This is a genomic window from Pantoea allii (assembly GCF_002307475.1).
Classification (GTDB): Bacteria; Pseudomonadota; Gammaproteobacteria; order Enterobacterales; family Enterobacteriaceae; genus Pantoea; species Pantoea allii.
Window position 1 is genome coordinate 22,324 of sequence record NZ_NTMH01000032.1, and the last position, 17,689, is coordinate 40,012.

Below are 17,689 nucleotides of genomic sequence, written 5' to 3' on the forward strand. Positions count from 1 at the left end.
TTCTAATCTCCCTGCGCTTTAATGGGTTTTGATTTTAAATGATATGTTATAACATTATACATTCTGGGAAATATTATGTGGTAAACAGAAATATCATGACACAACTTAAAAGCCTGTTTTACAGCGCGATTGCGGGCCTGATAGTGGCTTCATTGAGTGCTTATGCTGACGAAACCAGACCGGTTCGAATTGCGGCCCCTTTCGAAATTAAAGGGACCGATCCTGCGCTTTCCGGTGATATTTTACTTCGCATGGATGTCGTTGAAACACTCGTGGAGACAGATATCAAAGGTTCGCCTGTTCCTGCGCTGGCAGAGAGCTGGCAGGCTTCTCCTGACGGTCTGCAATGGCGTTTCAGGCTGCGGGCGAACGCGCACTTTCACGATGGATCTCTGGTCACCGCTGAAAGTGTCGTAAAATCACTGAATATCGCCCGCAGTAAGCCGGGTTTACTGGATAAAGCCCCAATAACATCGATCGTCGGCGAAGACATACAGGTCACCATTACACTCAGTGAACCCTTTACGCCGCTCCTGGCGGTACTGGCGGAAAGCCGTTCACAAATTCTGGCGCTGGCATCATGGGATAACGCAAACGCCGTCACGCGCATCATTGGTAGCGGTCCTTTCCAGTTAGTCCGTTTCCAACCGCCTCAGACGCTGAGCGTAAAAAGATTTGAGGGATACTGGGGGAATAAACCCGCCGTTGTTAACGCTGAATTTTTATCCGCAGGACGTGCAGAAACCCGCGCACTGTTGGCCGAAAGCGGAGACGCCGATTATGTTTTTAACCTTGATGCAGCCAGCCGCCAACGCCTGTCACAAAAAAAATCCCTGCAACTTCTTACCGTTTCCGTGCCGCGAACGGTCATGCTCAAACTGAACCTGGCTCATCCTTTTCTCAAAGAGCAAACCACGCGAGAGGCGTTAAGCCTGGCAATTAATCGTCGCGCACTGGCCAATGCAATATTGCGCTATCCCGGCGCAGCAACACAGATGTTTCCGCCTTCAATGGCGGAATGGCACAATCCCGCATTACCGGCCCTGGATTTCTCACCACAGCGCGCAACAGCATTACTCACACAATCAGGCTGGAAGCCCGGCCAGGATGGGATTCTGGTGCGCGACGGGCAGCGGTTTACGCTCACGCTGTTAACCTATCCGGATCGCCCGGAACTGCCGTTAATCGCCATGGTGATCCAACAGCAACTGCGTCAGACTGGAATTGATGTCGTCATCAATTCAACCAACTCCAGTGAAATCCCTGCCCGTCATCATGACGGGAGCCTGCAGATGGCGCTGTTCGCCCGTAATTTTGCCTTAACACCCGATCCCACCGGCACGCTGCTTCAGGATTACGGCACCCAGGGCGGTGACTGGGGCGCGATGAACTGGCATGACAAGGCCTTTGGCGAGGCGCTCAATACGCTATCACGCCGTTATGATGTTGCGATGAGGCAAAAGGCCAGAGAGGTCATTACTTCGGCTTTACAGCGTGATTTGCCTGTGATCCCCATCGCCTGGTATCAGCAATCGGCAGCGGTCAATGTCAATCTTACCTCGGTCACGCTTGATCCCTTTGAACGCCATTTCGGTCTGCGTGATATGAGATGGGTGAAGTGATGCTTAAACAACTCAGCTGGCGCCTGTGCCAGGCCGCTTTTGTCGTTCTCGCCGTCGGCATTTTAACCTTCGTTCTGGTGCAGGCGTTACCAGGTGATATGGCCTGGCGCATTGCATCGGGGCGTTATGGTTATGATCGGGTCGATCTGGCCGCCGTCGCCAAAGTACAACAGCAACTGGCGGATTTCACTGCTCAGGGAAGCGCACTGTGGCAATGGCTGTGGGATCTGCTGCGCTTCAATTTTGGTCATTCACTGGTATCGGGTGAGCCGGTAAGCAACGAACTGGCCTGGCAATTAAAACAAACGCTTGCGCTTGCCGGCTTCTCCCTGTTGCTGACTTTGTTGCTGGCTATACCGATTGGTCTCTGGGCGGGCTGCCATCCAGGCGGCTTTTTGGACCGGCTCATTAACTTGCTGGCAGCCATACTCAAATCGACTCCACATTTTGCGTTGGGCCTGCTGCTTGTCGTGTTGTTTGCGCTGCGCCTGGGCTGGCTGCCCAGTGCAGGGCAGGGGGAGTGGCGACATTTCATCCTGCCCTCAATGACCCTGGCGTTGTCGCTGAGTGCCGTGGGCGCACGTGTGGTACGTGAGGCAACGCATCAGGCCGTCACCGCAACCTGGTATCGCTGGGGGGCACAGAAAGGACTGTCTGGCTCGCGTCTGTTCTGGCGGCACGGTCTACGCAACCTCAGCGTGCCGGTCGTGACCTGGCTCGGCATGCAGTTTGTCTGGTTGGTGGAAGGTGTAGTGGTGGTCGAAACGCTGTTCGCCTGGCCGGGTATTGGCCATGCGCTGGTGCATGCGATTTTTGCCCGGGACGTGCCCGTAATTCAGGCCTGTGCGCTGGTACTGGGGCTGACATTTGTCACTTTAAATATGCTTGTCGATGGCTTGTGTTACGTACTGGACCCAAGGGGGAAACGCGCATGACCTACCGTCAAAAAACGGGTCTGACTCTCCTCCTGTTGTTGCTCGCGTTCGCCTGGCTGGTGCCACTGTTGAGTTCCGGGGACCCCGTGCAACAGGACCTGCTGCAGATGTTACAGCTTCCCACTGGAGAGGCCTGGCTGGGTTATGACCACCTTGGTCGTTCAATGCTGGCCCGTTTAAGCGCGGCGCTTCGTCTGTCGCTGGGGCTGGCGGCGATGTGCGTCATTACGGCACTGACGATGGGCACGCTGGCGGGGATCATCAGTGCCTGGCACGGTGGCTGGGTTGACCGCATATGCAATGCGTTAGCGGATATGTGCCTGGCGCTTCCCGGTCTGTTGCTGGTCTTGCTGTTAGCCGCTATCGCGCCAGACTCGCCAGGCATGTTGTGGCTCGGTATTTCACTGGTACTGTGGGTGGAGTTTTTCCGTGTGACGCGAGCCGCCTTGCGGCCCGTCGTTACGTCTCCGGCAGTCCAGTCCTCTTTACTGCTTGGTTTCTCGATGGTCTATCTGTTCCGCAGACACTTGTGGCCAGCAATGGCGCCTTTGCTGCTGACATTAACGGTGTATGCGTTTAGCAATGCCATTATGGCGGTGTCCGCATTGGGATTCATCAGCGTGGGCGTACGACCGCCAACGCCAGAGCTGGGACTGATGATGACAGAACTCTTTCCCTATGCCTGGGAAGCCCCCTGGCTTTTACTGCAGCCTGTAATGGCGCTTTTTATCGTATTTATCGGCCTGAATTTATTGGTGAACAAGGAGCGTATATGACTGGCATGGTGATAAAACAGGTCGCCGTTTACGCCGAACACTGCATCGTCGAGCCTGTGAGCATGGTCATTCAACCAGGCAGGCCCATGACGCTGGTCGGGGAAACCGGATCGGGGAAAAGCTTATTCGCCCAGGCCATCATGGGCGCATTACCTCAGGGGCTGTACGCAAAAGGCACCGTTGAGATCGACGGGCAACACTATGATCTCCAAACCGATTTGCTTCATCTTCGGGCGCTGTGGGGACACCGCATTGCATCACTGCCGCAGGAACCCTGGCTCGCGCTCGATCCGACGATGCGCGTTAATGCTCAGGTTGAAGAAGGTTACCGTTACGTACGGGGTTTACCGCGTCATGACGCCCAGCAGTCCACTGCAGAAGCGCTCGATCATCTGGGTCTTACGCAGGCCTCAGCGCGTTTTCCCTGGCAGCTTTCAGGCGGAATGGCCCAGCGCGTTTGTTTTGCGGCGGCTCGTGCTGGTGGGGCCACGATGTTGATTGCAGACGAACCCACTAAAGGGCTGGACGTCGCTCGACGGGATGAAATAGGTCGCCTGTTGAACACGGCGGTTGCTCGGGGCGAAACCTTATTGACGATCACGCACGACATTGCACTGGCCAGGCAGCTGGCTGGCGATGTCATGGTGATGCATAAAGGCCAGGTCATTGAGCAGGGCAGTGCCAGGCGGGTGCTGAGCAGGCCACAAGAGCCTTACACGCAACAGTTGCTGGCGGCGGAACCGCAGGCCTGGGCGACAGGCTTGCGGGTGCCCTGTGATGAAACCGTCGTGTTACAGTCAGAAGGCCTTTCGCTGAAACGTTCAGGAAAAAGGCTGTTTCACGATGCGGCTTTAACCTTTCGGGCCGGTGAAATCGTAGGGCTTTACGGCGAAAGCGGCTGTGGTAAAAGTAGCCTGGGAGATACGCTGTGTGGTCTGGTAAAACCGGATGCAGGCAGAGTCATACGGCCCGGCAATATCAGTAAGTTACGTTACCAAAAACTGTATCAGGATCCCTCCGCCATTTTTCCACCTGACGTGTCGATGGCACAGGTTATCGATGATGTGCTGCGTCTGCATCACGCCACGGTTCAGCGACGTGATGAACTGATGCTGCAACTGGGATTAGCGCATGATTTACTGAGCCGTCCGGCTTCTGGTTTGTCAGGTGGCGAGCTTCAGCGTTTTTCCCTGCTGCGGGTCATGCTACTGGACCCTGTCTTTTTATTTGCCGATGAGCCGACGTCGCGTCTGGACCCGCTTGTTCAGCAGCAGACGCTGGCGCTACTTACCGGGCTGGCAACAAAGCAGCGTTGTGCCATTTTGCTGGTCAGCCATGACCTCGCCTTACTGGAGAAGAGCGCGCATCGAGTCATCTCACTGGCTTCCCTCAGACAGGGTTCCGCAGTCATGACAGCGCATGGGTAAACGAAGGCGGGGAAGCCTGCCTTCACACGTGCTCCATGACCAACACAGCCAGCGTGTCGGGCTCAAGCGCGCGGAAAATATGCTCACTGTCGCCCGGATAACTGATGTAATCGCCTACCGCCAGTTCAACCGGTGAATCGACCGGACCCACCAGCGCACGCCCTTGGGTTAAAATTAAATGTTCAATGGTATTGGGCGAATGCGGCTGTGAGCAGCGTTCACTACCGGGCTGGATGTGCAACAAATAGATATCCCGTCGAGCGCCTGGTGGGCAGGTTGCCAACAGCACCGCTTTATAGTCAGCCTGCTCGGCGGCTACCGCTGGACCCTCGCCGCGGCGAATAACCTGCAGGCGATTCGCTTCCGGCTCCATCAGGCGGGCAAAAGGAATATTCAACGCCACACACAGTGACCATAATGTTTCAATGCCGGGATTGCCATTACCGGCTTCAAGCTGAGACAGGGTCGATTTTGCAATACCTGCGCGACGTGCCACCTCAGCGAGCGTCAGGCCAGTACGCTGACGTTCTCTCACTAAGCTATTGGCAATGATGTTAATGGGCGTACTCATCATTCATCCTGTTCATTAAAACGAACGTATCGTTCATCTTGTAATGCATGTTGGATGTTCATTATAATGGATAAAACGTTCGATATGGGATTTGATTTTGATGCCGGCAAAAAAAACGACGCTCGATAAGGGCGTGATTAAAGCGATTTTTCTGGTCTGTATCGCAGATGGGATTGTAGGCCTGTCTTATGGTTCTCTTGCTACTGCGGATGGCTTTCCGTTTTGGGTGCCACTGGCGTTATCGACTCTCGTACTGGCTGGTGCATCAGAATTCTTATTTATTGGCATCGTGGCAGGCGGTGGCAGCCCGTTGACTGCGGCGGCGGCGGGCCTGCTGGTTAACGCACGCCATCTCCCCTTCGGTATTGCTGTTAAAGATTTGGTGGGTCAGGGCTGGCGAGGCCTGCTCGGCTGTCACATCATGAACGATGAAAGTGTGGTGTTTGGCATCTCTCAGCCAACACTGGCCCAGCGCCGCAGTGCCTTTTGGCTGTGTGGCATCGGTATTGGATTGATCTGGCCATTTAGCGTGATGCTTGGGGCCGCGATTGGTCAGTTTATCCCGAGTATTTCCGCTATCGGTCTGGATGCCGTTTTCCCCGCCATTCTTATCGCCCTGATTTTCCCGGCGCTACGTAAACCCCGCACCTGTATCCCTGCGACTGCAGGTGCGCTGGTGTCGCTGGTGGTCACGCCATTTGTTCCCGCAGGGATGCCGGTTCTGTTTTCCCTGTTAGGGCTGCTGACGTGGAGATCGCGTAAATGAATCACCCGATGATTATTGCAGGAATTGCAGTGCTGGCCGCCGGGACCTATGCCATTCGCTATGCCGGCGTCAAACTGGGTAACAGGTTGCCTGTCAGTGAACGGACGCAGCATATGCTATCTGATGCGGCAACCGTGCTGTTACTGGCCGTAGCGGCCACCACCACCCTGTTTGAAGGCCCGCATTTTGCCGGGATGGCAAGGTTGTTGGGTGTGTCGTTTGCCCTTTTTCTTGCCTGGCGTAAAGCCCCGCTTATCGTGATTATTTTGGGCGCGGCCTGTATGACCGCCTTGCTGCGTTATCTGAATGTGCCTTAGACGCTGATGACAAATTGTTGCGTCAGCCTTGACGTAAGACGCAGCTTAAAATACAACTAGAACCCGTCAGGGGAGTCTCGCCAGAGAGACTGAGAGGCTAATAGCGCAATGCGCGGCTTAGCGACCCTTAGAACCTGACCCAGTTGATACTGGCGTAGGAAGACGGGTATCTTCGCCCAGTGCAGATACTTGCCGCAGAGCCTGCTTTTACTGTGCTCATGCTTTTTCCCTTCTCGTATCACGGGTCTCTGATTTAAACAGAGAGGCCAAAGTGAAAATCCTGTTTCTGATTTTACGCTGTCAGGTTGGCTGGCAATGAGCCGCTGGTCGGTGCTGGGCAGTGGTGTGTCCGGGCTGTGCATTGCTACGTTACTGGCGGAGCGCGGCGAAAATGTCGAAATCATCACGTTACCCGATTGCCGGGCGGCTTCCCACTGGGCTGGCGGTATGCTGGCCCCCTGGTGCGAAGCGGAAAGTGCGCCGCAGCAGGTGGTGGACTGGGGCCAGCATGCCGCCGCATGGTGGTCGGCCCGCATCAGCGGCGTTGAACAAAAGGGCACGCTGGTGATTGCGCCGCCGCGCGACCGTGCTGAATTAACCCGTTTTGCGAACATAACGTCTGAACATCAGTGGGTGGTGCCTGCAGAGATCGAACCCGCGCTGGAAAACCGTTTTGCGCGTGGACTATTTTTCGCTGCAGAAGCCCATCTTGATCCCCGTCTGGCAATGCAACAGTTACAAACGCGCTTAATCAATGCTGGCGTGAATTTTCACAGCGGTAAACCCAGTGGGAACGTTATTGATTGCCGTGGTATCCATGCCCAGGAATCCCTGCCGGCACTCCGTGCCGTACGCGGTGAAATGGTCATCCTGCAGACGAATGAGATAACGTTCTCCCGGCCGGTTCGCCTTCTGCACCCGCGCTTTCCCTGTTATCTGGTACCTCGAGCGCAAGGGCATTTTATGCTCGGCGCGACCATGGTCGAAAGCCAGGATGACAGCCCGATCAGCGCGCGCGCAATGATGGAACTGTTGAGCGCTGCTTACAGCATCCATCCTGCCCTTGCCGAAGCACGCATCATTGAAAGCGGTACGGGTTTGCGTCCGGCTTACTCTCATAATCTGCCCGATGTTCGTTATGAAAATGGCATTTTTTCCATCAACGGTATGTATCGTCACGGCTTCTTATTGGCCCCGATGATGGCCGAGAAGCTTATGCAACAACTTACGTCAGAGGGAATGCGATGAAAATAGAACTGAACGGCCTTGCTATTGAGACTCAGGCCCGGACGCTGGCTGAATTGTTGGCGGAACAGGATATTGATGCGGGCTGTGTCGCCAGCGCGCTTAACGGCACCTTTATTCCCCGGGAACGCTATTCCTCCCAACCGCTTGAGGCCGGTTGTCGTCTGGAAGTGTTATCACCGATGCAGGGAGGTTAACGATGTTTTACGACTATAGCGGGCAGTCACGTTTTTTACTGGGCACGGCGGGTTATCCCTCGCCAGATATTTTGCAACAGGCCGTCAGCGCATCGGGCGCAGACATTATTACAGTCAGTTTACGTCGTGAAGGAAGCCAGGGCGGCGCATTTCGCGACCTTCTGAAAACGCTGAATAAACGCGTATTACCGAACACGGCAGGCTGTCATACGGTTAAAGAAGCCGTTACCACTGCACATATGGCGCGGGAGTTGTTCGCCACGTCGTGGATCAAACTTGAAGTGATTGGTCATGCCGACACCTTGCAGCCCGATCCTTTTGCCCTGGTTGAAGCGGCGCGTATTTTGTGTGCCGAGGGTTTTCATGTTTTTCCCTACACCACAGAAGATCTGATTGTTGGCGAGAAACTGCTGGATGCTGGCTGCGAAGTGCTGATGCCATGGGGCGCGCCCATCGGTTCCGGGCAGGGATTACGCAATATTGAGGGCTTACGCACGATGCGTGCCTGGTTTAAAGACGTTCCGCTGATTATTGATGCCGGGATCGGTGCGCCGAGTCAGGCGGCCCAGGCGATGGAATTAGGTTTCGACGCTGTGTTACTGAATACCGCCGTCGCGAAATCCAGCGATCCGGTGCGCATGGCTGGTGCCTTTGCTGGCGCCATTGACGCGGGACATCAGGCACGTCAGGCAGGGATGATGGAACGCCGCGACATGGCGGCGGCGTCCACGCCCATTTTCGGGCTGGCCCAGTTCAGCTAAGGAGCGGTGATGTCGCGTTATCAACGACAGACAATGCTGCCAGACGTCGGGGAGCAAGGGCAGCAGGCCCTGTCAGCTGCGCGTGTCTTAGTGGTCGGTGCAGGTGGGCTGGCTTCCACGCTGCTGCCACTGCTGGCTGGCGCTGGCATCGGTTATATCCGGCTTTATGACGATGATGTTGTGGCGCTGCATAATCTGCATCGTCAGACGCTGTTTACCACGGCCGACATTGGCGAGCCGAAGGTTTTTTGCGCGCAACGCGCGCTGGCACAGCGTAACCCGGATACGGTTGTTGAAGTATATCCTGTGGCGTTGCGCGCCAGTATTGTTGAGGCGGCAATGACGGATATCGATCTGGTGGTCGATGCAGCGGATAACTTCGCGGTGACTTACCTGCTTTCCGATATTTGCTTTGCCCGGGGTGTTCCGCTGGTTTGCGCCTCGGTGCTGGGGCGACAGGGCTATGCTGGCGGATTTTGCGGCGGTGCGCCAAGCTATCGCGCACTGTTTCCACACTTACCCAAAGCCTCAGGCAACTGCAACACTGCAGGCGTTTTGGGTCCGGCAGTCGCCACCTTAGGTGCTTTACAGGCGCAGATGGCACTCAGTATCCTGTTGAATTTGTCGCCTTCACCATTGGGTTGCATGATTAATTGTGATTTTGTGTCCTGGCAACTGCGTCAGTTCCGATTCGACAATGCGCCCGAACCTGAAAAAGCCGGAATTCCGTTTATCGATTCGGCCCTGTTAACCCCAAACGACTGTGTGGTCGATTTGCGCGGGACCGACGAAGCACCTGTTAGCGTTATTCCCGATGTGACGCGGATATTGCCCCAGCATATCGCCAGCTGGCAACCGCCCGCGGACAAACGCATTGTTCTGGTCTGTGCCAGTGGCATTCGTGCCGCCCAGGCTGCTCTGGCTCTGGAAGCGCGGGGCTGTCAGCGGCTGGCAATCATTGCAGACCGATAACACAGACGAAAAAGCGGGATGATTAATTCTGGTCTTTGCGGTTGGTTTGATAAATGTCGGGTCGGGTTATAGTCCAGGCATAATCGGGTCTGTTCACTGGCTGATAACCGAATTTCTGGTACAACCAGGGGGCGGTTGAAGTAAACAGCAAGAGTCGGCGCAATGTGTTAATGACAGAATGGGACTGACAGCATTCAATCAGCCATCCGCCGAGCCCGCTACCCTGGTATTCTTCAAGGACATAGACATCACACAGGTATGCGAAGGTCGCGGAGTCGGTGATAAATCGCGCAAAACCAATCTGCTGGTGGTGATGAAACAGCCCAAAATTTAAACTGTTTTCTACCGACAGTGCCACGGTGGCGTAATCGATACCGGCTGCCCAACTTGAGCGGGTGAGGTAACGGTGAATGGCCTCAATATCCATCTGCGATTTATCCGTCGTAATGCGATAATCGTCTTTGTGCCAGTGCTGAACAGGTGCCATCAGTTTTCCCCCTGTCTTCCCGATTTAAGTGAGATTGTCGATAACCGTTTCGCTAAAACATCAGCCTGTAAGACTGCGCACTGCAATAACCATAAGCAGTAATCCGCCCCCCATATTCACGTAGCGTTTCAGCGATACCGGGTTCAGTTTTTGCGCCGAGAACACCAGCGCCTGACTAAAGAGAGCCAGCCAGATAACCATGACCGCAATGTGCACTGTGGCCAGCGTCAGAAAGGCATCAATACCTGCTCTGTTACCAACGAACTGTGAAACCACCGTCAGGTAAAACAGGATAGCTTTGGGATTGGCGACATTGGCCAGCCATGCACCTTTGATTGTAACCGCGCTTTCTGTCGCGTTCAGCGCAAAGGTCTTCGTCCTGACGCCAGTGATAAATAAAAGGCCGCCCAGCCACAGTAAATAGAGCACGCCAGCCATTTTTAACAGGCCAAACAGCGCGGGTGAAGCAACCAGTGCCGTCGACAGGCCGAGACCGATCAGTAAAGCATGGGTATAAATCCCCAGTGCGGTGCCGAGCAGGGTTTTAAACAGCCCTTTGCGACCAGCCGTAAGTGCACTGTTCATTGCCAGCGTGAAACTTGCGCCGGGTGAAAGCGCAATGGGGAGCAGCGCGGGCAGAAACCCTGCCAGATTAATGTCCATCTTTCACCCGCACATAACGTCTTTTCACAGCGTGCACGAAATGCGTTAACAAAAATTATGTCGGATTATAAAACGCACACAGCTTATTGCCGGTTGGGTCCCTGAGATAGGCGATGCATTTTCCATCAGTTTCTCTGACCTGCGGCGGTGTTTCTGCCGATGTGCCACCGTTTTCAATCCCTTGTTGATGCCAGCGAAACACCTCCTCGGATGAGGGCATGGTGAAGCCGATGGTTCCGCCGTTGGCAAAGGTGGCGGGCTGACCATTGATGGGTTTGGTGATGATAAAACGTTGGTTATTTTTGATGTAATAAGGGCGACCTATGGCATCAATGCCCTGATCGTCACAACGGATAACCGCGAAAATAGCATCGTAGAACGTTTTAGCTTGCTCAATATCATCAGTACCAACAACCATATGGCTAAACATACTTAACTCCTTTTTAACATCGGTAGGGATATACTTATCACATCCGGTTTATTGCTGACCAGCTATGCGTAAGGAGGTTCCGATGAATGACCATCCCGTTTTACAGGTTGTCAGGTTATGCGACAGGGCGATATCAGCCGGTGATTATGATGCCTTGATGAAACACTATGCAGACGATGCCAGCCTGGTCATTAAGCCGGGAATGACCGTGACGGGCAGCGTAGCTATTCGCCGTGCCTTTGAGGCGATTGCCAACTATTTTCAGCATCAGCTCGTGGTGGAGCAGGGCAGGATGGAGGTCATTGAAGGGGCAGGAACCGCGCTGGTTGTCATGGAAACGGTGCTCCGCTATCCCGATGGGCAGGGACAGCCGATAGAAAACACCCGGCGTGCCACTTATGTGTTTCGGCTGGAAAGTGATAATCAATGGCGCTGCACCGTAGATAATTCCTATGGCACCACGCTACTTGACCACGTGCTTTAGCATTGCTGCTTTTGGGCGCGTCATCTGAACGGCCTGAGCCGTTAATCCGCGCTGGATGCTGGCGCGAATTAACGGCTTTTTTTAAATCACTTCTACCAGCTGGAAGGTTTCGAATATCAGTTCCATTTCGGTGCTGAACCCGCCGTTACGCTGAAAATAGCGTTGATGTTCGCGTTGCCAGTACTCAAGGCTCAGGTCACCTTCGCCTTCCATCATCGCCATTTCTGGCGTTACGCGGTCAAAGCGCGTCACAAACAACCCTGTTGTTCTGATGACGCAAACCGGTTTATCCGCGCCGTTTAAAATGATGCTGTAACTGCCGGGTTGAGGCTTCACATCATCTTCATACCAGCCTTGCAGAGAGCTGCAGGTGGCGATTTTTTTGCCGGTCAGCACCAGCGTCGCCAGCGCATTGGCCATCTCGGGAGAATCGCCAAATGACCAGCAAAGTGCGTCAGGATATTTGGCTTTAATCTGTTCAAGCGTCATCGTCATACTCAGTCCTTTTACCGCGGGGCCAGAATGGCTGGAGCATTACGTCAGGCCAGAATACGTTGTGCCCACTCTTCAACCGAATCGCCACTGCTTATATCCGGTTGTACCAGGCCATTAATCATAAAGGTCGGTGAAACATGGATACCGTTTTGACGGGCATATTTACAGTGCCATTTCACCAGGTCTTGCAAATCATGACGATCAAAGGCGGCGTAAGCATCAATGCCGCTGTATTCTTTTAGCCTGGCAAGAAGCTGGTGGGGCGTGACGTCCATATTTGGCCCCCGGCAATGGTCTGTAAACTCAAATGCTTCCCGATGGTCGGCAACGGCCTGAAGTACCGCTTTAGCCGCCGCTTTGCTTTCCACCGAAGCCGCCAGGATATAGCGAACGATCACGCCCGAATACATGTGCCAGGGCTGAGACTGAAGATGAATTTTAAGCGTCATTTTATCTTCACCGACCTGCTCTAAAAGCGCATCCAGTTTATTGAACGCGCGTACGGAGAAGGGGCAGGTGGGCTCAATAAAAATTTCGAACAGGTGAGGTCCCTGTCCCCAGGTGAGAGGTTCTGCTCTTAGCTTTTCGTTGTTCATCCCAACTCCCATTAGCTAGTTAAGTTCCGGGTTCACTGACTGTGGCAACTTTACGCGTTTTCTGCCGGGTATTCACCTCAGGAGCCGTTTATCCACCCTGATAAGGATTAGTCTCATTTCTCTTACGTTACGGCAAATCAGACTAAAATTATTCCTTCAACGGTTTCGCTTTATGTGCACAACGTTTAAGGTTTCAGGATTGTTAAATCATGATCTTAAACACTATTTTGCAACGCGAAGGCACAAAGCGGCAAACTGATGCGAGTTGAATACCGCTAGAGTAACCCGTTTATCAACCCGGAACCGGGCGTCGCGTTTTCCTGGCCCGGGACGTAAGGATTATTGAATGTCGCATTTTCGTCCGGTCGCGCTCGAACATGCAAGCCGCCTGCTGAATCATGGGCCGACGATATTAATTACCAGTCGGGACAGTCAGTCTGAGCGTCGCAACATCATGGCTGCGGCCTGGTCAGTGCCGGTAGAGTTTTCGCCGCCGCGGGTGGCCATCATTGTGGATAAATCGACCTGGTCACGTGAGCTGATCGAAGCCAGCGGCGCATTTGGTATTTGTGTGCCCGCCGCAAGTTTTGTCGACCTCACGTATGCCGTCGGCAGCACGACAGGACGCGACCAGGACAAATTTGCGGCGTTCTCCATTCAGGCCAGTGAGAGTCAGCACTTCGGTGTGCCTCTGTTGGAAGAGAGCTGTGTCGCCTGGATGGAATGCCGTTTACTGCCGGAAACAGAAGCACAGCAGGCATATGACACCTTGTTTGGCGAAGTGGTCACTGCTGCTGCTGACAGTCGGGTCTTTTACGATGGGCGCTGGCATTTTGATGACAGTAACTCAGCCCTACATACTTTACATCACCTTGGCGGTGGCCAGTTCGTGACGGTGGCGAACACGCTGACTGCCAAATCAACGCGTTAAATGAGGTACAGAATGACAATTAAGAGTTACGCAGCCATGCAGGCGGGACAAGCACTGGAGCGTTACGACTATGATCCAGGCCCGTTAGACGCAGAAGATGTCGAAGTCGAAGTTGAATACTGCGGTGTATGCCATTCAGATCTGTCGATGATCGACAATGAATGGGGGATTTCAGCCTATCCCGTGGTTGCCGGTCACGAAGTGATTGGGCGCGTGGCTGCGCTTGGCGACAGTGCCAAAAGTAAAGGCCTGAAGCTGGGACAGCGCGTGGGCATCGGCTGGACAGCGAAAAGCTGTCAGCATTGCGATCCGTGCATCAGCGGCGATCATGTTAACTGTGCCAATGGCACCACAACGACCATCGGTAACAACGGCGGTTTCGCTGATAAGCTGCGCGCTAACTGGCAGTGGGTCATTCCACTACCTGAAAAGCTGGATGCGGCAACGGCCGGTCCGCTGCTGTGCGGTGGGATCACCGTATTTAAACCTTTACTGATGCATAACATCACCGCGATGAGCCGCGTCGGCGTGATCGGTATTGGTGGTCTGGGTCATATCGCCATCAAAATTCTGCATGCGATGGGCGCAGAAGTTACCGCGTTCAGCTCCTCGGCCAATAAAAAGCAAGCCATTCTGGATATGGGCGCCGACCACGTGGTGAACAGCCGTGATCCAGAAGCGTTAAAAGGGCTGGCGGGTCAGTTTGACCTGATTATCAGCACTGTTGCGGTTGATCTCGACTGGCAACCCTACTTTGCGGCGCTGGCACCACGCGGTAAGTTCCATACCGTTGGTGCAGTATTGAAGCCGTTTGATGTGCCTGCCTTTAGCCTGATTTTAGGCGACCGTGCCGTTACCGGTTCTTCAACCGGTTCACCTGCTCAGTTGCGTTCTCTGTTGAAACTGGCTGGCCGCGCGGATATCGCGCCGACGGTGGAATATTTCCCCATGTCCAAAATCAACGAGGCACTGGAACATGTTCGCGCAGGTAAAGCCAACTACCGTGTGGTTCTGAAAGCCGATTTCTAATCTCCGGCGCGCCTTTCTGGCGCGCCTTTTTTCATTCCCACCAATAGCGCGGCTAATCTCTGTTAAAATTAAATCCTCACGCCTGATGCCGGACGTCTCTACTGGAGAAATTATGTTGTGGATTTGGAATGCCCTGATCGTGTTGATTACTGTGATTGGCATGGAAGTGGTTGCTGCACTGGCACATAAATACATCATGCATGGCTGGGGTTGGGGATGGCATCTTTCCCATCATGAACCACGCAAAGGCGCGTTTGAAGTTAACGATCTTTATGCCGTTGTGTTTGCTGGATTATCGATCCTGCTTATTTATCTGGGCAGTACGGGAATGTGGCCGCTTCAGTGGATTGGTGCGGGCATGACGGCCTATGGATTGCTCTATTTCATGGTTCACGACGGGCTGGTGCATCAGCGTTGGCCGTTCCGGTATATTCCGCGCAAAGGCTACCTGAAGCGGTTGTATATGGCCCACCGCATGCATCATGCCGTAAGAGGCAAAGAAGGCTGTGTTTCTTTTGGTTTTCTCTATGCTCCGCCGCTATCAAAACTTCAGGCGACGCTAAGAGAACGACATTCGGCTAAATCGGGCGCTGCCAGAGATGGGCAGGGCGAGGCGGATGAGGCCGCATCCGGGAAGTAATGGCCTGACCGGATGCCATCAACAGAAGCGATAATTTTTCGGGTGTCGTGGTTGACTGCCGATGGTCCCAGGCTTCTGTTCCTGCCTGTTCAACCTTCACCCCAATTTTACGATAAACCTGCTTCGCTGTGGCGATGGCCCAGGCTGAGCGCAAGGGCAGCCCGGCCAGTCCCGCCGTAGCGGACAAATAGTAAGGTTCGGCTTCCTGCACCAGACGTCGGGCGATGCGGCTCAGCGCCTGGCGGTTTTCCGGTGCCGCATAATTTTCTTTATTTAGTCCTTCATTTTCCAGCCAACTCGCCGGCAGATAACAACGACCCACATGCGCATCTTCCACAATATCGCGGGCGATGTTGGTCAACTGAAATGCCAGCCCAAGATCGCAGGCGCGATCCAGTGTGGCGTTATCGCGTACGCCCATAATTTGCGCCATCATCAAGCCGACCACGCCTGCAACGTGATAGCAATACCGTAATGTATCGTCCAACTGAATGTACTCCGCCTCACGCACATCCATGGCAAAGCCTTCCAGATGATCAAACGCGTAAGCGGGCGCAATATCGTGGGCCATCGCCACTTCCTGAAACGCAGCAAACGCCGGTTCGTGCATCTGCGATCCGGCATAGGCCTGGCGCGTTTTCATCTCCAACTGCATCAGGCGTTGCTCAGGCGTTTGCAATGACGGCTGATCGGTTTGAAAACCCAGGGTTTGATCGTCAATCACGTCGTCACAATGGCGGCACCAGGAGTAGAGCATAAGTACGCTGCGCCGGGTTTTTGCGTCAAATAACTTTGAGGCAGTCGCAAAACTTTTCGAGCCAACAGCCATCGTTTCGACCGCATGATTGAGTAACGACGGATTATTCAAATCAGGTCCTCCAGCATTAAACCTGCAGTTGCCTTAGCCGAGCCGATCACGCCGGGAATGCCCGCGCCGGGATGGGTGCCTGCACCTACCAGGTAAAGATTATTGATGGTTTTATCGCGGTTGTGCGGTCGGAACCAGGCGCTCTGTGTGAGAACGGGCTCAACAGAAAAGGCTGAGCCTTGATAGGCATTGAGCTGGTCGCGAAAATCGAACGGCGTAAACATTCGCTGCGTAACCAACTGGCTACGCAAGCCAGGCATGTAATGTTGCTCAAGGTACTCAAAAATACGATCGCGCAGTCGCGGCCCTTCAACCGTCCAGTCGAGGTTCGCTGTGCCTAAATGTGGCACGGGAGCTAACACATAGTAACTGCCGCAACCTTCCGGTGCCAGTGACGAATCCGTGACACAAGGTGCGTGCAGGTAAAGTGAGAAATCGTCTGCGAGTCCGTCATGATTGAAAATTTCATGAATCAGCTCACGGTAGCGAGGGCCGAAACAAACCGTATGGTGGGCAAGCTGATCGTGATGGTGATTCAGACCAAAATAGAGAACAAACAATGAGTTGCTCATGCGCTTAGTTTGCAGTTTTTTTGACTGCTTCACGGCGGCAGGATGCTGACTTAACAGGTCGCGATAGGTGTGAACCACATCCGCATTGGAAGCGACAGCCCGGGTCGGGAATCTGCGTCCGTCCTCTAAATGCACGGCTTCAATGGTATCCCCCGTGGTTTCCATGTGGCTGACCTTCGCATTCAGTACCACTTCGCCACCCAGATCCTGAAACAGCTTTATCATCCCTTTCACTAATGCCCCAGTGCCACCGCGTGGAAACCAGACGCCCCATTCGCGTTCGAGTGCATGTATTAACGTATAAATGGATGAGGTGGCGAAGGGATTGCCGCCCACTAACAGCGAGTGAAAAGAAAACGCCTGACGAAGATGTTCATCCTCGATGTAGCTGGCAACTTTACTGTAAACACTTCGCCATGCCTGCAGTTTCGCCAGTTGGGGCGCGGCGCGAAGCATATCCCTGAACGACAAGAAAGGCACGGTGCCAAGCTTCAGATAGCCTTCTTTAAACACCGCACGTGAATAGTCCAGAAACTGACGATAGCCTTCAACATCGCGTGGATTAAACTGCTGAATCTGCGCCTCAAGCTGTGCCTGATCGTTATCGTAATTGAAAACCTTTCCTGACTCCCAACACAGGCGATAAAACGGCGCAACCGGCAGCAGTTCAACGTAATCTTTTAACTGTTTTCCCGCCAGGGCAAAGAGTTCTTCAATGGCGCTGGGATCGGTAATAACGGTAGGCCCTGCATCAAAAGTAAACCCCTGATCTTCATAGACATAAGCCCGGCCACCGGGTTTGTCGCGTTGCTCAAGCAGTAAGACAGGGATCCCCGCCGCCTGCAGACGAATTGCTAATGCCAGGCCACCAAAGCCTGCACCAATTACCGTAGTTGGTTTCATGT

General features: G+C 54.0%; 22 protein-coding genes and 1 riboswitch. Of the genes, 14 read left to right on the forward strand and 8 right to left on the reverse strand.

Annotated elements, in window-relative coordinates:
* The first annotated feature begins 95 nt into the window (after nt 1-95).
* Genes CMR03_RS11965 through CMR03_RS11980 form a run of 4 tightly spaced genes read left to right on the forward strand, consistent with a single transcriptional unit; the run spans nt 96 to nt 4,760 of the window.
* Nucleotides 96-1,622: an ABC transporter substrate-binding protein gene (locus tag CMR03_RS11965; protein ID WP_096011680.1), complete on the forward strand. Its 1,527-nt coding sequence runs from the start codon at nt 96-98 to the stop codon at nt 1,620-1,622.
* A complete protein-coding gene (locus tag CMR03_RS11970) occupies nt 1,622-2,557 on the forward strand; it encodes an ABC transporter permease (protein WP_096011681.1) in 936 nt (311 codons plus the stop codon). The genes CMR03_RS11965 and CMR03_RS11970 overlap by 1 nt, the downstream gene beginning before the upstream one ends.
* The gene (locus CMR03_RS11975; RefSeq protein ID WP_096011682.1) at nt 2,554-3,333 is read left to right on the forward strand and encodes an ABC transporter permease; all 780 of its coding nucleotides are present in this window, start codon (nt 2,554-2,556) and stop codon (nt 3,331-3,333) included. Before CMR03_RS11970 ends, CMR03_RS11975 begins: the two co-directional genes overlap by 4 nt.
* On the forward strand, nt 3,330-4,760 hold the full coding sequence (locus tag CMR03_RS11980) for an ABC transporter ATP-binding protein (RefSeq protein WP_096011683.1): 1,431 nt from the start codon (nt 3,330-3,332) through the stop codon (nt 4,758-4,760). Before CMR03_RS11975 ends, CMR03_RS11980 begins: the two co-directional genes overlap by 4 nt.
* Nucleotides 4,761-4,782: 22 nt before the next feature.
* Here the strand turns inward: CMR03_RS11980 and CMR03_RS11985 are convergent, their stop codons facing one another.
* Nucleotides 4,783-5,331 carry a helix-turn-helix domain-containing protein gene (locus CMR03_RS11985; protein WP_063877008.1) on the reverse strand — a complete coding sequence of 183 codons (549 nt, stop codon included), beginning with the start codon at nt 5,329-5,331 and terminating at the stop codon, nt 4,783-4,785.
* Between the two features lie 100 nt (nt 5,332-5,431).
* Here CMR03_RS11985 and CMR03_RS11990 point away from each other — a divergent pair, with 100 nt between their 5' ends.
* From CMR03_RS11990 to CMR03_RS12015, 6 genes are all read left to right on the forward strand, one after another.
* A complete protein-coding gene (locus tag CMR03_RS11990) occupies nt 5,432-6,097 on the forward strand; it encodes an AzlC family ABC transporter permease (protein WP_096011684.1) in 666 nt (221 codons plus the stop codon).
* Entirely contained in the window at nt 6,094-6,414 is a 321-nt protein-coding gene (locus CMR03_RS11995; protein WP_096011685.1) for an AzlD domain-containing protein, read from the forward strand. Before CMR03_RS11990 ends, CMR03_RS11995 begins: the two co-directional genes overlap by 4 nt.
* A gap of 58 nt (nt 6,415-6,472) precedes the next feature.
* Nucleotides 6,473-6,592: riboswitch (TPP riboswitch) on the forward strand.
* Between the two features lie 137 nt (nt 6,593-6,729).
* Nucleotides 6,730-7,662: an FAD-dependent oxidoreductase gene (locus CMR03_RS12000; RefSeq protein WP_096011686.1), complete on the forward strand. Its 933-nt coding sequence runs from the start codon at nt 6,730-6,732 to the stop codon at nt 7,660-7,662.
* Nucleotides 7,659-7,856, forward strand: coding sequence for a sulfur carrier protein ThiS (gene thiS / locus CMR03_RS12005; RefSeq protein WP_063877012.1), 198 nt, complete (start codon nt 7,659-7,661; stop codon nt 7,854-7,856). The genes CMR03_RS12000 and thiS overlap by 4 nt, the downstream gene beginning before the upstream one ends.
* Before the next feature lie 2 nt (nt 7,857-7,858).
* Nucleotides 7,859-8,617: a thiazole synthase gene (locus CMR03_RS12010; protein WP_096011687.1), complete on the forward strand. Its 759-nt coding sequence runs from the start codon at nt 7,859-7,861 to the stop codon at nt 8,615-8,617.
* Nucleotides 8,618-8,626: 9 nt separating this feature from the next.
* Nucleotides 8,627-9,589: a HesA/MoeB/ThiF family protein gene (locus CMR03_RS12015; RefSeq protein WP_096011688.1), complete on the forward strand. Its 963-nt coding sequence runs from the start codon at nt 8,627-8,629 to the stop codon at nt 9,587-9,589.
* 22 nt (nt 9,590-9,611) lie between these two features.
* Here CMR03_RS12015 and CMR03_RS12020 read toward each other — a convergent pair whose 3' ends face one another.
* The 3 genes from CMR03_RS12020 to CMR03_RS12030 are packed head-to-tail and all read right to left on the reverse strand — an operon-like array spanning nt 9,612 to nt 11,169.
* The gene (locus tag CMR03_RS12020) at nt 9,612-10,076 is read right to left on the reverse strand and encodes a GNAT family N-acetyltransferase (protein WP_063877015.1); all 465 of its coding nucleotides are present in this window, start codon (nt 10,074-10,076) and stop codon (nt 9,612-9,614) included.
* A gap of 60 nt (nt 10,077-10,136) precedes the next feature.
* Entirely contained in the window at nt 10,137-10,739 is a 603-nt protein-coding gene (locus CMR03_RS12025; protein WP_096011689.1) for a LysE family translocator, read from the reverse strand.
* Nucleotides 10,740-10,794: 55 nt separating this feature from the next.
* The gene (locus CMR03_RS12030; protein WP_096011690.1) at nt 10,795-11,169 is read right to left on the reverse strand and encodes a VOC family protein; all 375 of its coding nucleotides are present in this window, start codon (nt 11,167-11,169) and stop codon (nt 10,795-10,797) included.
* Between the two features lie 82 nt (nt 11,170-11,251).
* Between CMR03_RS12030 and CMR03_RS12035 the strand changes: the two genes are divergently transcribed.
* Nucleotides 11,252-11,653 (forward strand): YybH family protein, encoded by a 402-nt coding sequence (locus tag CMR03_RS12035; RefSeq protein ID WP_096011691.1) that lies wholly within the window; start codon nt 11,252-11,254, stop codon nt 11,651-11,653.
* An 81-nt stretch (nt 11,654-11,734) separates the two neighbouring features.
* Here CMR03_RS12035 and CMR03_RS12040 read toward each other — a convergent pair whose 3' ends face one another.
* Both CMR03_RS12040 and CMR03_RS12045 read right to left on the reverse strand, forming a co-directional pair.
* Nucleotides 11,735-12,148 carry an ASCH domain-containing protein gene (locus CMR03_RS12040; RefSeq protein WP_096011692.1) on the reverse strand — a complete coding sequence of 138 codons (414 nt, stop codon included), beginning with the start codon at nt 12,146-12,148 and terminating at the stop codon, nt 11,735-11,737.
* Nucleotides 12,149-12,192: 44 nt separating this feature from the next.
* Entirely contained in the window at nt 12,193-12,744 is a 552-nt protein-coding gene (locus CMR03_RS12045; protein WP_096011693.1) for a DsbA family protein, read from the reverse strand.
* 346 nt (nt 12,745-13,090) lie between these two features.
* On the opposite strand from CMR03_RS12045, the gene CMR03_RS12050 reads away from it, so the two are divergent.
* The 3 genes from CMR03_RS12050 (at nt 13,091) to CMR03_RS12060 (ending at nt 15,344) form a co-directional block, all read left to right on the forward strand.
* Nucleotides 13,091-13,675, forward strand: a complete 585-nt coding sequence (locus tag CMR03_RS12050) for a flavin reductase family protein (protein ID WP_063877021.1) — start codon at nt 13,091-13,093, stop codon at nt 13,673-13,675.
* A gap of 12 nt (nt 13,676-13,687) precedes the next feature.
* The gene (gene ahr, locus CMR03_RS12055) at nt 13,688-14,704 is read left to right on the forward strand and encodes an NADPH-dependent aldehyde reductase Ahr (protein WP_063877022.1); all 1,017 of its coding nucleotides are present in this window, start codon (nt 13,688-13,690) and stop codon (nt 14,702-14,704) included.
* A 112-nt stretch (nt 14,705-14,816) separates the two neighbouring features.
* On the forward strand, nt 14,817-15,344 hold the full coding sequence (locus tag CMR03_RS12060; RefSeq protein ID WP_063877023.1) for a sterol desaturase family protein: 528 nt from the start codon (nt 14,817-14,819) through the stop codon (nt 15,342-15,344).
* On the opposite strand, the gene crtB is transcribed toward CMR03_RS12060, so the two are convergent.
* Nucleotides 15,283-16,212 (reverse strand): 15-cis-phytoene synthase CrtB, encoded by a 930-nt coding sequence (crtB, locus tag CMR03_RS12065; protein WP_063877024.1) that lies wholly within the window; start codon nt 16,210-16,212, stop codon nt 15,283-15,285. The genes CMR03_RS12060 and crtB overlap by 62 nt on opposite strands.
* On the reverse strand, nt 16,209-17,687 hold the full coding sequence (locus tag CMR03_RS12070) for a phytoene desaturase (RefSeq protein WP_096011694.1): 1,479 nt from the start codon (nt 17,685-17,687) through the stop codon (nt 16,209-16,211). Before CMR03_RS12070 ends, crtB begins: the two co-directional genes overlap by 4 nt.
* Between the last annotated feature and the right edge of the window lie 2 nt (nt 17,688-17,689).

What these genes read in the sequence shown, in the direction of transcription:
- CMR03_RS11985 (WP_063877008.1), bottom strand. Translation starts at nt 5,331, where the DNA reads ATGAGTACGCCCATTAACATCATTGCCAATAGCTTAGTGAGAGAACGT.
- ahr (WP_063877022.1), top strand. Translation starts at nt 13,688, where the DNA reads ATGACAATTAAGAGTTACGCAGCCATGCAGGCGGGACAAGCACTGGAG.
- CMR03_RS11970 (WP_096011681.1), top strand. Translation starts at nt 1,622, where the DNA reads ATGCTTAAACAACTCAGCTGGCGCCTGTGCCAGGCCGCTTTTGTCGTT.
- thiS (WP_063877012.1), top strand. Translation starts at nt 7,659, where the DNA reads ATGAAAATAGAACTGAACGGCCTTGCTATTGAGACTCAGGCCCGGACG.
- CMR03_RS12045 (WP_096011693.1), bottom strand. Translation starts at nt 12,744, where the DNA reads ATGAACAACGAAAAGCTAAGAGCAGAACCTCTCACCTGGGGACAGGGA.
- CMR03_RS11990 (WP_096011684.1), top strand. Translation starts at nt 5,432, where the DNA reads ATGCCGGCAAAAAAAACGACGCTCGATAAGGGCGTGATTAAAGCGATT.
- CMR03_RS12070 (WP_096011694.1), bottom strand. Translation starts at nt 17,687, where the DNA reads ATGAAACCAACTACGGTAATTGGTGCAGGCTTTGGTGGCCTGGCATTA.
- CMR03_RS11975 (WP_096011682.1), top strand. Translation starts at nt 2,554, where the DNA reads ATGACCTACCGTCAAAAAACGGGTCTGACTCTCCTCCTGTTGTTGCTC.
- CMR03_RS12025 (WP_096011689.1), bottom strand. Translation starts at nt 10,739, where the DNA reads ATGGACATTAATCTGGCAGGGTTTCTGCCCGCGCTGCTCCCCATTGCG.
- CMR03_RS12060 (WP_063877023.1), top strand. Translation starts at nt 14,817, where the DNA reads ATGTTGTGGATTTGGAATGCCCTGATCGTGTTGATTACTGTGATTGGC.
- CMR03_RS12000 (WP_096011686.1), top strand. Translation starts at nt 6,730, where the DNA reads ATGAGCCGCTGGTCGGTGCTGGGCAGTGGTGTGTCCGGGCTGTGCATT.
- CMR03_RS12035 (WP_096011691.1), top strand. Translation starts at nt 11,252, where the DNA reads ATGAATGACCATCCCGTTTTACAGGTTGTCAGGTTATGCGACAGGGCG.
- CMR03_RS12010 (WP_096011687.1), top strand. Translation starts at nt 7,859, where the DNA reads ATGTTTTACGACTATAGCGGGCAGTCACGTTTTTTACTGGGCACGGCG.
- CMR03_RS11965 (WP_096011680.1), top strand. Translation starts at nt 96, where the DNA reads ATGACACAACTTAAAAGCCTGTTTTACAGCGCGATTGCGGGCCTGATA.
- CMR03_RS12020 (WP_063877015.1), bottom strand. Translation starts at nt 10,076, where the DNA reads ATGGCACCTGTTCAGCACTGGCACAAAGACGATTATCGCATTACGACG.
- CMR03_RS12030 (WP_096011690.1), bottom strand. Translation starts at nt 11,169, where the DNA reads ATGTTTAGCCATATGGTTGTTGGTACTGATGATATTGAGCAAGCTAAA.
- CMR03_RS12040 (WP_096011692.1), bottom strand. Translation starts at nt 12,148, where the DNA reads ATGACGATGACGCTTGAACAGATTAAAGCCAAATATCCTGACGCACTT.
- CMR03_RS11995 (WP_096011685.1), top strand. Translation starts at nt 6,094, where the DNA reads ATGAATCACCCGATGATTATTGCAGGAATTGCAGTGCTGGCCGCCGGG.
- CMR03_RS12050 (WP_063877021.1), top strand. Translation starts at nt 13,091, where the DNA reads ATGTCGCATTTTCGTCCGGTCGCGCTCGAACATGCAAGCCGCCTGCTG.
- CMR03_RS12015 (WP_096011688.1), top strand. Translation starts at nt 8,627, where the DNA reads ATGTCGCGTTATCAACGACAGACAATGCTGCCAGACGTCGGGGAGCAA.
- CMR03_RS11980 (WP_096011683.1), top strand. Translation starts at nt 3,330, where the DNA reads ATGACTGGCATGGTGATAAAACAGGTCGCCGTTTACGCCGAACACTGC.